A 14,669-nucleotide genomic window follows, 5' to 3' on the forward strand; every position below is an offset into this window, starting at 1 on the left:
GCGACGCCGTCGGCGTCGACGACGGCCTGGCGCGGTCCCCACGCCGCCGCGGCCTCGGCGAAGATGTCGCGCAACAGCTTCGGAGGCGTCGCCGGTCCGCTGAGGACCACCGCACCGGGATCGGCGCCGTCGGTCGGGTCGAGCACCCGGTACTCCCCGGCATCACCGGACGCCGGGGTCGTCGCGACGACGTCGGCGTCCGCGTGGTCGCGGGCACGCAACGGCAGATCGCCCACCGGTGCCGCCGGATCGGCGAGCGCCGCATCGAGGATGCCGACGAGGTAGTCGCCGTAGGTGAGGACGGTGGACCGATCGAACAGGTCGGTCGCGAAGATCAACGACATCTGCCAGTCGCCGTCGCCGGGGGCCACTCCCACCAGGAGGTCGACGCGCGCGGGCACCCCGCCGGCGCCGACCGGCGACACCTGCAGCCCGGCGATCTCGCCGGCCTGCACGTCGCTGCCGGCCAGTTCCGGCAGTGCCGACTGGTCGAAGGTCAGCCACACCTGCGTGAACGGCGCGAACGCGGAGGACCGCGCCGGGCGTAGGGCCTCGACGATCTCCTCGAAAGGGACATCCGCCGCCGACATGGCCGCGAGATCGATGTCCTTCACGTCGGCGAGCAGCTCGCGGAACGATGCTCCCTGCTCGACGGGGCTGCGCAGCACCAGTGTGTTGACGAACATACCGACGAGCGGATCGAGTACGCGTTGCCCGCGTCCCGCGACGGGTGTGCCGATCGCGATGTCGTCGGTGGCACTCAGCCGCGACAGCAGCACCGCGAGCGCCGAATGGACGATCATGAACGGGGTGACGCCGAGTTCGCGTGCACGATCACCGATCCGGGCGGCGACGTCGGCGGGGATCTCGACGTCGACGCGATCTCCGCGTCCGCTCGCCACCGGCGGGCGGGCGCGGTCGGTCGGCAGCTCCACCAGGTCGGGCAGGCCCGCGAGGGTGTGCTTCCACTGCTCGAGTTGGCCGCCGACCACCGAGTCGGGGTCCTCGGGTGACCCGAGCACCTCGTGCTGCCAGATGGCGAAGTCGGCGAACTGGACCTCGAGCGGAGCGAAATCCGGTTCGCGTTCCTCGATCTCGGCGAGGTAGGCGGTGACCAGGTCGGTCACGAATGGGGACATCGACTCACCGTCGAACGCGATGTGGTGTGCCACCACCGCCAGGACGTGTTCGTCGGAGTCCTTCTCCCACAGGCGGACCCGGATCGGCCACTGTTTGGCCACGTCGAATCCCCGGTCGACGGCCTCGGCGATCTCGTCCTGCGAGTCGACGATGTCCCAGTCGAGGCGGGCCGCGACCGTGGAGGCGCGGGCGATCTTCTGGTGCGGTTCACCGTCGACGGACGGGAACGTGGTGTGCAGCACGTCATGACGGGCGACGACCCGGATCACCGCCGCGTGCAGCGCGTCGACGTCGAGTTCGCCGGTCAGCGCCAGCACCGTCGGGATGTTGTACGCCGCGGAGGCGGGATCGAGCTGGTTGATGAACCACAGGCGTCGCTGTGCGAAGGACAACGGGATGCGCGCCGGGCGGTCCTCGACCCTGCTCACCGGGGCGAGCGCCGACCGGGCACCCGTTGCGGACTTCTGGGTGAGCGCCGCGGCCAGCTCACGCACCGACGGCCCGTCGAACAGCTCGCGTACGGACAGGTCGACGCCGAGGCGCTCGCCGATCCGCGCGGCGACGCGGGTGGCCGACAGGGAGTTGCCGCCGAGGTCGAAGAACGACTCGGTCACGCTGACCTCGTCGAGTCCCAGCACCTCCGCGACGACTCCGGCGATCGCCGTCTCCGTCTCGTTCGCGGGCGCGACGTACTCGGTGGTCTCGAACACCGGCTCCGGCAGCGCGCGCCGGTCCAGCTTGCCGTTGCCGGTCAGCGGGATCGACTCGATCACCGTGATGGTGTCGGGCACCATGTAGCCCGGAACGAACTGGGCGACCTGCGCGCGCACCGACGCCGCATCGACGGAGTCGCCGTCGACGACGACGTAGCCGGCGAGCTGATCTTCGCGGCCCTCGCGTACGAATACCGTGCTCGCCGAGGCGATCACACCCGGGATGCGCCGCAGCGCCGCCTCGACCTCACCGAGTTCGACCCGGAACCCGCGCAGCTGGATCTGGGCGTCACCGCGTCCGAGGTACTCGATGTCGTTCCCGATGCGACGGCCGAGGTCCCCCGACCGGTACAGCCTGCTGCCCGCGGCGTCCGGTGCCGCGTAGGGATCAGCGACAAAACGGGAGGCGCTGAGACCCGGGCGCCGGTGATACTGCTGCGCGAGCTGGGCGCCGGCCACATAGATCTCGCCGACGACGCCCTCCGGCACCGGCCGCAGACGCTCGTCGAGGATGCGGATGGCCAAGGTGGACAACGGCGCTCCGACGAGGCTGGCACCGACGTGCTCGGCCACCTCTCGATCCACCTCGCGGAACGTCACGTGCACCGTGGTCTCGGTGATGCCGTACATGTTGACCAGCTTCGGACCGCCCTGGGGCACGGCGAGATACCAGCGGCGCACCTGGTCGAAACTCAGGTCCTCGCCGCCGAAGACGATGTAGCGCAACGGGCTCGGCTCCACGGCGCCGCGGTCGGCGGCGCGTTCGGAGGCGTCGATGAACTGGTAGAACGCCGACGGCGTCTGACTCAGCACCGTGACGCCCTCGTCGAGCACGAGTTCGCCGAACTCGTCCGGCGACCGGGCCAGATCGCGGTCGACGATGACCAGCCGCCCGCCGGTCAGCAACGGGCCCCACAGTTCCCACACCGAGAAGTCGAAGGCGTAGGAGTGGAACATCGTCCACACGTCCGACTCCGAGAACTCGAAGTGCTGCACCGCGGCATCCATCAGGGCGCTCACCTGCGCGTGGCCGATCACCACGCCCTTGGGCAGACCGGTCGAGCCGGAGGTGTAGATCATGTACGCGGCGGCCTCGGCCGGCACCGGCACCGGTGCGGTCAGCTCGGGTCCCGCCGCTTCAAGCAGTGCCTCGACGTCGACGACCCGAGCCGCGTCCGGCAGCAGCCCGCGCGTGGATTCGTCGGCGAGCACGACGGCCGGGTCGGCGTCGGACAGGATGTGCCGCAGGCGATCCTCGGGGTTGGTGACGTCGATCGGGACGTACGCCGCCCCGGCCTTGAGGATCGCGACGATGGCGACGGGCAGCACCGTCGAGCGCGACACCGCAAGGCCGACGAACGAGCCCGGCGTGACACCGTTCTCGATCAGTCGGGCGGCGAGGCGGGACGATCGGGCGTCGAGCTCGGCGTAGGTCAGCGAGTCCCCGCCGGCGGTCACCGCGATCGCGCCGCGGTGGCGGGCCGCGGTGGCGGACAGCAACTCGACCAGGGTCTGTCCACGACGCGGATGGTCGCGGACGGGTTCGGGCAACGCCGTCAGCGCCGCCCGTTCCGCGGGTAGCAGGAGATCGACGTCGCCGACGACCAGATCCGGTTGCGAGGTGAGCACATCGAGCACCGTGGACAACCGGCGGCCGAATGCATCCATGGTCGAATCGTCGAACAGATCGGTGGCGTAGCGCAGCGTGCCGGTCCAGGCGGCACCGTCGGTGCGCCGGATGACCTCGACGGTGAGGTCGGCCTGGGCGGGACGTTCACCGGTCTCCTCGATCGGCTCGATCCGCAGGTCCGACAACGTGATCGCCGTTCCGGCGGTGTCGTCGAGCATGTTGAGCATGATCTGGGCGAGCGGCGCGAACGCCTGCGAACGGACCGGGTTCAGGTCTTCCACGAGGTATTCGAACGGCACATCGGAGTGGGCGAATGCGTCGAGGTCGACCGAACGCACCTGCGCGAGGACCTCGCCGAAGGTCATCGACGGGCTGATCTCGGTGCGCAGCACGAGGGTGTTGACGAACATGCCGACGAGGTCGTCGAGTTCGGCGCGTCCGCGACCCGCGATCGGGGTGCCGATGGGGACGTCACGGGTGTTCGCGAGCCGCGAGACGAGCACGGCGAGCGCCGAATGCAGGACCATGAAGGGCGTGATGCCGTTGGCGCGCGCGAGATCGTCTATCCGCGCGGCGATCTCGGTGTCGATGTCGAAGCGGCGCGAGCCGCCTCGCATGCTCGCCACCAGCGGGCGCGGGCGGTCGGCGGGCAGCTCGACCACATCGGGCAGTCCGGCCAGGCGGGTCCGCCAGTACGACAGCTGTTGCGCCACCACCGAATCCGGGTCGTCCACCGAGCCCAGGACGTCGTGCTGCCAGACCGCCACGTCGGCGAACTGCACCGGCAGCGGCGGCAGAGCGGAACTGATGCCGCGGCGCCGGGCCTCATAGGCCACCGCCACGTCACGGGTGAGGGGACGCATCGACTCGGCGTCGCCGGCGATGTGGTGCAGCACCACGACGAGCACGTGGCGATCGGCGTCCTCACGGACGAGCCGCAGGCGCACCGGCAGGTCGACGGCGAGATCGAAGCCCGCCGTCGCGGCGGTCGTCGTCACGGTGTCCGCGTCCTCGGCGACGAACTGCCAGTCGAGGGCGGCGCGCGCATCGTCGACGGACCAGACCTGCTGGACCGGTTCGTCGTCGATCATCGGATACGTGGTACGCAGCACCTCGTGCCGGGCGAGGACGTCGTCGATCGCACCGCGCAGGGCGTCGACGTCGAGCTCACCCGTGAGACGAAGGGCGGCAACGATGTTGTAGGCGCCGGAAGAGGTGTCGAAGTGGTTGATGAACCACATCCGGCGCTGCGCGAAGGACAGCGGGACACGTTCGGGTCGTGCGCCGGCCACGATCGGCGGCAACTCGGTTGCCGAACCGACGTCGATGTGCGAGGCGAGCTCGCGCACCGAGGGGGCGTCGAAGACGGTACGCACGGACACCGCGGCACCCAGCTCGTGTGACAGACGCGCGGCGAGACGGGTTGCCGACAGCGAGTTGCCGCCGAGGTCGAAGAACGAGCCGGTCACCGACACCGCGTCCAGACCGAGCACATCGGCGACGATCCCGGCGATTGCGCGTTCGGCGTCGGTGGCGGGCGCGACGAACTCACCGGAGTCGCCGAAGACCGGTTCGGGCAGCGCATTGCGATCGAGCTTGCCGTTGATGGTCAGCGGTAGCTCGTCGACCACCACGACCGCGTCGGGAACCATGTACGACGGTACGAACTCCCCTACGGCGGAGCGGATCTCGCCGGGGTCGGGAGCCTGCTGCGCAACCACGTAACCGACGAGCCGTTCCCCGTGCTGCGGGGCGGAGCGGATGATCGAGGCAGCGGCGGTGACACCGTCGACGCGCAGCAGCGCCGAGGTGACCTCGCCGAGCTCGATGCGGTAGCCGCGCAGCTGGATCTGCTCATCGCGGCGGCCGAGGTATTCGATGTCGTCGCCGACCCGCCGTGCGAGGTCGCCGGTGCGGTACAGCCTGCGGCCCGGATCGGACGGCGGCGCGAACGGATCGGCGACGAAGCGTGCGACCGTCAGGTCGGCACGCCCGAGGTATCCGTGGGCGAGTTGCCCACCGTAGACATACATCTCGCCGACGAATCCGTCGGGCACCGGGCGCAGCCGGTCGTCGAGGATGCGGATGCCCATGGACGGCAGCGGCGGGCCGATGAGGCTGGCCGAGGATGCCGCCACCAGTTCCGGGCTCAGCGGGCGGATGCTGACGTGCACGGTCGTCTCGGTGATGCCGTACATGTTCACCAGTTCCGGCCCCGAATCGGCAGCGCCGGTGTCGGACGCGAGATCTCGGAACCACCGGTCCACGTAGGTGAAGTTGAGCTCTTCACCACCGAAGACGATGTAGCGCAACGACGTCGGCACCGGGTTGGCGCGCCGGGCCTGGGCCAGCTGATAGAACGCGGCCGGCGTCTGACTGAGCACCGTGACGCCGCGGTCGGCGACCAGGGCCAGGAAGTCGTCGGGGGAACGCGCGACCATCGGGTCGACGAGGATGAGCCGGGCGCCGTGCAGCAGCGGGCCCCACAGCTCCCAGACCGAGAAGTCGAAGGCGATGGAGTGGAACATGGTCCACACGTCGTCGGCGCCGAAGTCGAAGTGGTCGTCCGCGGCGTCGAGCAGGGTGGCGACGTCGCGGTGCGGCACCATCACGCCCTTGGGGCGTCCCGTCGAGCCGGACGTGAAGATCACGTACGCACGGTCGTCGGGGGTGATGGGGGTCGGTTCGGCCGGGGTGATGACACGGCCGCGGGCGGCCGCGACGTCGGCGGGCGTCAGGTGGGTGTCGGCGATCTCGGTCTCCGACGGGTCACCGAGCACGCACACCGGTTTCGCGTCGTCGAGGATGCCGCGCAGGCGTTCCACCGGATTGGTGGCGTCGAGCGGCAGATACCCGGCGCCGCACTTGAGGACGGCGAGGATGCTGACCACCAGCCACGGCTCGCGCGGCAGTGCGAGACCGACGAGATCGCCGCGGCGCACGCCACGCTCGCGCAGGAGCTGGGCGAGGACATCGGAGTCGCGATCGAGTTCGGCGTACGTCAGCGAGTCGGGACCCGCGTCGAGTGCGACGCGGTCGGCGTGCAGTGCCGCGACCTCCCGGAACCAGGTGACGAGGTCGGTGTCGCGGTGCGGGGTCGCCACGAACGGTTCGACCCGCTCGTGTTCGGCCTCCAGCGCCTGCGCGTCGAGGAGCGTCAGTGCGGCGACCGGGACGTCGGGGTCGCCCACCAGCTGCGCCAGCAGAGACACGAAAGCCTTCTGGTACACGGCGATACGCTCGGCCGAGATCTCCGCGGGCAGATATTTGAACGACATCGAGATGTCGTCGCCCACCGGCGACGCACCGAGCGTCAGCGGGTAGTGGGTGGCGTCGGACATGAGGACGTCCTCGACCCCCATGCCGGCCTCGTCGTCGGCGGTGGCGACTGCCTGCGCCGCGTCGACGGGGTAGGACTCGTAGACGGTCAGGGTGTCGAACAGGGCGCCGAACGGGGACTCGGCGGTGATCTCGGCCAACCCGATGTGCTGATGATCGAGCACCGAGAGCTTGGTCGCGTGGAGTGCACGCACCGCATCGGCGACGCTCTTGCCCGCGTCGAGTTCGACGACCACCGGGATGGTGTTGATGAACAGGCCGACGGTGCGTTCCACACCCTCGATCACCGACGGGCGACCGGACACGGTCTCCCCGAACGAAACCGTCGTCGCGCCCGTGATGCGGGACAGCAGAACCGCGTACGCCATCTGGATGGTCTCGGCGACCGTCACCTCGTTGGCACGCGCGAAGGCGTGCAGCGCGGCGGTGAGGTCGGCGCCGAGGCGGACCGCGGACGTCCGCGGGAGCGACTCGGCGGTGACCGGACGACCCGAACCGATCAGCGTGGGACGTTCCAGGGGCGCGAGTACCGACTGCCATGCGACCATCCCGGCCGAGGAGTCCTGCGCCTCGAGCCAGGTCAGGTAGTCGTCGAACTCCACCCGTGAGGGCACGCCGGCATCGGTGACGGTGGAGCCGGTGCGGTACACCGACACCAGGTCGGCGAGGATCAGCGGCGCCGACCAGCCGTCGAAGATGATGTGGTGGTTGGTCACGATCAGCCGGTGCCGATCGCCGGGCAGGGTGACCAGGGCGAACCGGATGAGCGGCGGATGCGCGAGATCGAATGGGCGGGTGTTCTGTTCGGCGGCGAACTCCTCGAGGCGGGCCTGTGCGGTCGCCTCGTCCTCTCCGGACAGGTCGACGACGAGGAGTTCGGGTTCCACCGTCGGCGGCACGACCGCGACGGGGGTGCCCTCGTCGGTGCGGACGAATGCCGATCGCAGTGCCGCGTGATGAGCGAGCACCGCGGCGATCGCGTCCGACAGACGTGACGCGTCGATCCCGCCGCGCAGGTCGACGCTCGACTGCGCGATGTAGACGTCGATCCCGTCCTCGGTCGCGGCGGCGAGTTCGGACTGGAAGTGCAGACCCTTCTGCAGCACCGCGAGCGGCCACAGCTGCGCGCCGGGGTATCGGACCGCGAGCCGGTCGATCTCGGCCTGGGTCAGGTTGGTCCCGGGCACATCCGACGGCGAGAGCCCGACGTCGCCCGCGTTCCTCACGGCGCGGACCATCTCGGCGAGGGCCTCGTCGAAATATGTGGCGATCGTGCGCATCTCGGACTCGCTCAGCGCCTGCGGGAGTCGACCCCACTGCACCTCGAGGGAGCGACCCGAGGCGGTCTGCACGGTGGAGACGTTGACGTTCAGGGAACCGGGGGCGACCATTCCGCCGGTGATCGTGCCGGGCAGTGCGTATCGCTCGGGAACGGGTGCGAAGGCGGTCAGGTCGACCGACTCCGCGGACTCCGCGCCGGCGGACTCGGCGACGTTGCCGAGGTAGTTGAACGTGATCGCCGGCAGTGCACGGTCGGCGACCGGTGAGCCCGGGATTAGGTACCGGTGCACGCCGAAGCCGATGCCCTTGTCGGGCATCGAGTTGAGCGCCTCCTTGACCTGCTTGACCTGGGCGATCAGGGACTGCCCCGCGTCGGCACCGGCGAACTCCCCACCGACGAGCTCCCCGCCCACGAGGGGGAAGGTGACCGGGGAGATGGTGGTGAACCAGCCCACGGTGCGTGTCAGGTCGGCGCCCGGCACGGTCTGCTCTTCACGACCGTGTCCTTCCACCAGCACACTGACACGTTCCAGCGCCCTGTGCGTCGCCGCGGCGGGCGAGCCGGGACGCTCGGCGAACCACCGGGACACGGCGACGCCGAGCGCGGCGAGGAGGGCGTCGTTGACGCGGGTCCGGAACGCGGTCGGGAGATCGACGAGGACCGGCTCGGAGACGGCCGGGTCGACGCGGGTCACCAGGGTCTCGAGCCGGTGCTCGCGGTCACGCCGTCGATCGAGCGGGTCGAACAGTGCGGCCGCATCGGCCGGGAGCATCCGGTCCCACAGGTCGGCCTCGGCCGCCCGTGTGGTGGCCATGTCGGCGATCGCCCTCGCCCAGCGGCGCATCGACGTGCCTTCGGCGGGGAGCGAGATCGCCTCTCCCCGTTGGTGTTGAGCGGCCGCGTTGACGAGATCGGCGATCACGGTCTGCCATGACACCGCATCGACGACGACGTGATGGATGGCCACCACGAGCCGACCCGTCGAACCATCGGCCGGCCGGATTCCCACGCACTGCAGCATGGCCCCGGCCTCGGGATTCAACAGCCCGAGCGCGTGTGCGTGTGCCTCGGTCACCGATGAGGTGAAGTCCTCGGTGCCGGGTACGGATTCGACGATGCGGGTGCTGTAGGCCGCCGCGGCGTCGAAGGCGCCGCCGGCGATCAGCTGTGGGGCGTCGCCGGAGTCGACGAGGGTGGCGCAGAGCAGCGGATGGGCGTCGACCACGGCCGACAGGACAGCGGCGACGTCCTCGTCGGTCACCGAGGCAGGCAACGCCACCACGAGCGACTGGGCGAAGTCGGCGTGGTCGGCAGGGGTGTCGGAACGGTCCAGCATCCAACGGGCCACCGGCAGCAGGTCCACCGGTCCACGACCGCCGCCGGGCAGTTCCTCGAGCCGGTCCCTGCCGCCGCCTGCGGCCAGCGCCGCGAGCGCGCGAACGGTCTTGTGCTCGAAGATGTCCCGGGGCGCGACCTCGATCCCGGCGCTACGGAGCAGCGACGACAACTGGATCGACATGATCGAATCGCCGCCGAGTGCGAAGAACGACTCGGTGACGCCGACCTCGTCGCGTCCGAGCAGGCCGGCGACGACATCGGCGATCTGCTGTTCGGTGCTGGTCGACGGCGCGACGAAGTTCTCGCCGGAACCGAACACGGGTGCGGGAAGTGCTGCGCGGTCCAGCTTTCCGACCGGTGTCAGCGGGAAGCTGTCCAGCAGCACGATGCTCGCGGGCACCATGTGGGCGGGCAGTCGCTGCTCGAGATGGTCCCGCAACTCGGCGGTGTCCACACTGCCGGTGGTGACGGCGTATGCGGCGAGGGCCGTCGCGGTGGCGCCACCGACGCCGACGACCACCGCACTCTCGACCGCGGGATGGGCGTCGAGCGCTGCCTCGATCTCGCCGAGTTCGATGCGCTGGCCTCGCAACTGGACCTGATGGTCGCTGCGGCCGAGGTAGTCGACGACCAGCGCACCCCGGTCGTCTCGGATCCAGCGCACGACGTCGCCGGTGCGGTACATCCGCTGACCCGGCTCACCGAAGGGGTCGGCGACGAACCGGGCAGCGCTCAGCCCCGCCCGGTTCAGGTAGCCACGACTCAGGCAGACACCCGCCACGTACAGCTCGCCGGCCACACCGATCGGTGCGGGCCGTAGACGATCGTCGAGCACGAGCAGCTCCACGCCCGCCAGCGGGGCCCCCAGGACGACGGGCCTGCCGACGGCGAGCGGCGCACTGATGGTGACCACCATGCTCGTCTCGGTGGGTCCGTAGCCGTTGCGGAAGTTCTTTCCGGTGCGCGACCACTGGTCCTTGAGTGCCACCGGCACGGCCTCGCCGCCGATCATCAGCTCGGTCAACGCCGGGACCTCGGTGGGGTCGATGGAGCCGAGCACCGTCGGGGTGAGGAAGCAATGGGTCACCCGATGTTCGCGGAGCAGCGACTCCAGTTCGTCGCCGCCGACAACGCCTGCCGCCGTGTAGACGATCGTCGCGCCCGGCACCGCCGCGAGCAGGTATTCCAGGACCGAGGCGTCGAAGCTCGGCGAGGCGAAACCCAACACCCGGGACTCGGTGTCGGCCCCCGTCGACCGGGTCTCCTCGACACCGAAGTTGTACAGACCCGAATGCGTGACGGCCACGCCCTTGGGCAGGCCGGTCGAACCGGACGTGTAGATGATGTAGGCGATGTTCTCCGGACGCACCGGGCGAACCAGTTCGGTCGGCGCGATCGCCGAGTCATCTGCTGCGGCAACGTGTTCGGCAACCACGGGCGAGTCGATCGCCAGCCACTCGACGTCGTCGCCGGGCATCGGGGTGAACGTCGTCAGCGTCAGCCCGAGACGCGCCTGCGAGTCGACCACCATGTGGGTCACGCGATCGACCGGATAGTTCGGGTCGACCGGGACATAGGCGGCGCCGCTCTTGGCGACAGCCCATACCGCGACGAGGAACTCCACCGAGCGCCCCAGCGCGATGGCGACCACGTCTTCGGCGCCCACCCCCTTCTCGATCAGGGTGCGCGCAAGGCGATTCGACGCGACGTCGAGCTCTCGGTAGGTCGCCGAGTCGGTGCCCGCGATGACCGCGGTCTTGTCCGGCCAGGTGGCGGCGGCGCGGCCGAAGATCTCGGCCAGCGGGATCGCGTCATGCGCGGCGGGACCTGAGACCGGTGCCAACACCTTCGACTCGATCGGGTCGAGGATCGGGATGTCTCCGACCGGCACGGCGGTGTCGGTACCGAACGCGGACAACACCCGGACGAAGCGGTCGGCCAGTGCCTCCACGGTGGTGGCGTCGAAGATGTCGGTGGCATAGACGATCTGGCCGGACATGGTGCCGTCCGGGGTGATCGTCAGGCTCACCGTCAGATCGACCCGGGCGAAGTGTTCGGCGGGCTCGAGGACCGAGATCCGCACGTCGCCGACATCGAGACCACCGGGCAGTGCCGCGTCGTCGACGGTCAGATACACCTGGGTCAACGGCGCGAATGCCGACGATCGCACCGGCGCGAGGACCTCGACGAGTTCCTCGAAGGGGATGTCGGCGTTGGCCAGCGCGTCGGCGTCGACCGAGCGCGCGTCGGCGACGAGCGCTTCGATCGTGGTGTCGGCGGGCACCTCGGTGCGCAGCACCAGCGTGTTGACGAACATGCCGACGAGATCCTCGATCTCGGCATGCGTACGTCCGGCCACCGGGGTGCCGATGCTGATGTCGGACATACCCGACATCCGCGCCAGCAGAGCGGCCAGCGCGGCGTGGATCGTCATGAACATCGTCGCGCCCGCACCCGACGCGGTGTGTCGCAGTCCGTCGACGATCGCGCGGTCGACGGTGAAGACGACGCGGTCGCCGCGGTTGGACATGACCGGCGGGCGTGGACGATCGGTGGGCAGCGTCAGGACGTCGGGCAATCCGCGGAGCCGGGTGCGCCAGTGATCCTGTTGCGCAGCGAGAATCGAATCCGGGTCGTCGGCGTCACCGAGCCACTTGCGTTGCCACACCGCGTAGTCGGCGTACTGTGCGCGCAGCGGGGCGAAGTCGGGGGTCGTGCCGGCCGCGCGGGCGCGATAGGCGGTCACGATGTCGGTCAGCAGCGGGCGCATGGATTCGCCGTCGCCGGCGATGTGATGGAGCACGAGCAGGACCGTGTAGGAGTCGCCCGTACGCCCGATACCCACTCGGATCGGCAGGTCGGTGGTGACGTCGAAGCCGCGGACCGCGAGTTCGTCGAGCTGCGAACGGTTCTCGGCGTCGAGCCATTCGAGGCGGGCATCCGCGACATCGGGCGCGAGGATCAGTTGGTGCGCGGTCTGCCCCTGCCGGGGGTAGACGGTGCGCAGGATCTCGTGGCGGGCCACCACGTCGCCGACGGCGGCCCGGAAGGCCGCGGTGTCGAAGGCGGCCTCACCGGACTGCGGTTCCACCGTCATCCACAGCGGCAGGTTGTAGACCGGTGAGGTCGGGTCGAGCTGGTTGACGATCCACATCCGGCGCTGCGCGAGCGACAGCGGCACCTCGTCGGGGCGCGACACCTCGGCGATGCTCCACGCCACGGGCCGCAGATCCGACCCGGCGGATTCCGATCCGTCGAGCCGGGCGGCGAGTTCCCGGACCGTCGGCACCTCGAACACCCAGCTGACACCGAGCGATGTACCGAAGCGGTCGGCCAGCCGGGCAGCCACCCGCATGGCGGCGAGGGAGTTGCCGCCCAGCTCGAAGAAGTTCTGTCCCAACGACACCCGCTCGAGGTCGAGGACCTCCGCGATGACCTCGGCCACCGCGGCCTCGGTGTCGGTGCGCGGTTCGAGGTCGTCGTCGGCGACCACCGCCGGCTCGGGCAGCGCACGGCGGTCGAGTTTGCCCGCCGAGGTCATCGGCAGCTCGTCGAGGACCACCCACGCGGTGGGTCGCATGTACTCGGGCAACACCTCGGCGATCGACGCCGCGACCACATCCGGTTCGACCTCGCCCGTCAGGTAGCCGACGAGGTTCTCGTTGCCGGCGCGGCCGACCACGTCGGCGGCGGCCCCGCGGACACCGGGCACGGCGGCCAGCGCCGCCTCGACCTCGCCCAGTTCGATCCGCTGTCCGCGAAGTTTGATCTGGAAGTCGTTGCGCCCCAGATAGACCAGTTGACCGTCCGCGGTCCAGCGCACACGGTCGCCGGTCCGGTAGAGCCGGGCGCCGGGCAGCCCGGAGGGATCGGCGACAAAACGTTCGGAGGTCAGCGTGGGCCGGGCGGCATACCCGCGCGCGACCTGCGGTCCCCCGACGTACAGCTCGCCGGCCACCCCGACCGGCACCGGATGCAGCCGCTCGTCGAGCACGACGACCGTGGTGTTCTGCCCGGGTGTGCCGATGGGCACGATCGCGTCACCGGCCGCCACCTCGCGGCTCGTGACGTCCACGGTCGTCTCGGTGGGGCCGTACTGGTTGAACAGTCGCGCACCGGGGATGGCGCGCAACGCCTTCTGCGCGAGTGCGGGACTCAGCGCCTCGCCGCCGGTGAACACCCGGCGCACATGTCCCAGCCGCGCGAGTTCACCGGGGTGGACGAGGTCGAGGAACACGGCCAGCATCGACGGCACGAAGTGCACGACGGTGACGCCGTGGTCGGCGATCGTCCGGGCGAGATAGGCCGGATCGCCCTGCCCGCCGGGGCGTGCGACCACCAGTCGCGCCCCGGTGACCGCAGGCCAGAAGAGCTCGCGCACAGAGGCGTCGAAGGTGTGCGGGGTCTTGAACAGCAGGACGTCGTCGGACCCGACATCGAACGCGGCACGGTCGGCGCTCAGGCGATTGCGCAGCGCGCCGTGCGGGACGGTCACACCCTTGGGCCGGCCGGTCGATCCCGAGGTGAACATCGTGTACGCCGCCGATGCCGGGTGCAGGGCGCCGCGGCGTTCCTCGTCGCGGATCGGGCCGTCGGCGAGGGACTCGTCGCCGCTCTCGTCCACCCGGATCGTCGTGGTGATGCCCGGGATCGAATCCGGTGCCCCCACGGTCTCGGCGTCGACGATCGCGATCGTCGCGCCCGCGGTGTCAACCATGTGCCGCACCCGGTCCGCAGGGGCGTCCGGATCGATCGGGATGTACTGCCCACCCGCGGCGAGCACGGCGTGCAGGGCGACGACGAGGTCGGTCGAGCGCTGCATCCAGACCGCGACCGGCACCTCGGGGCCGACGCCGGCCGCGATCAGCCGGCGACCGAGTGACCAGACGCGAGAACCCAGCTCGGCGAAGGTGAGCCGGGCGTCTCCGGAGACGAGCGCAATCGCCTCCGGTGTCCGCGACACCTGGGCCGCGAACTGATCGGGGACGAGTGCCTCGTCCACCGCACCGACCGGTCCGCGCGAGGCGCTCTCGAGCACCTCGGTGCTGCCGGCCGTCAGCGGGTGGTCGGCCACCGGGGTATCCGGGTGAGTCAGCAGGCCATCGAGCAGACGCACGAGCATCGAGGCCATCCGGGCGACCGTCTCGGCCTCGAAAAGGTCAGTGGCGTAGGTGATCCGAGCACCCCAGGCGCCCTGCGCCGGGGTGAAGCCGAACGTCAGGTCGAC

1 protein-coding gene (running past both ends of the window) is annotated in these 14,669 nt (G+C 70.2%); it reads right to left on the reverse strand.

The whole window is internal to a non-ribosomal peptide synthetase gene (locus H1R19_RS17770) on the reverse strand: the coding sequence, 34,791 nt in all, runs 13,630 nt past the left edge and 6,492 nt past the right edge, and what appears here is coding positions 6,493-21,161 — codons 2,165 (complete) to 7,054 (partial); reading right to left, the first codon wholly in view occupies positions 14,667-14,669. Both codon boundaries (start and stop) fall beyond the window edges.

Source organism: Gordonia jinghuaiqii (genome assembly GCF_014041935.1).
GTDB classification, from domain to species: domain Bacteria; phylum Actinomycetota; class Actinomycetes; order Mycobacteriales; family Mycobacteriaceae; genus Gordonia; species Gordonia jinghuaiqii.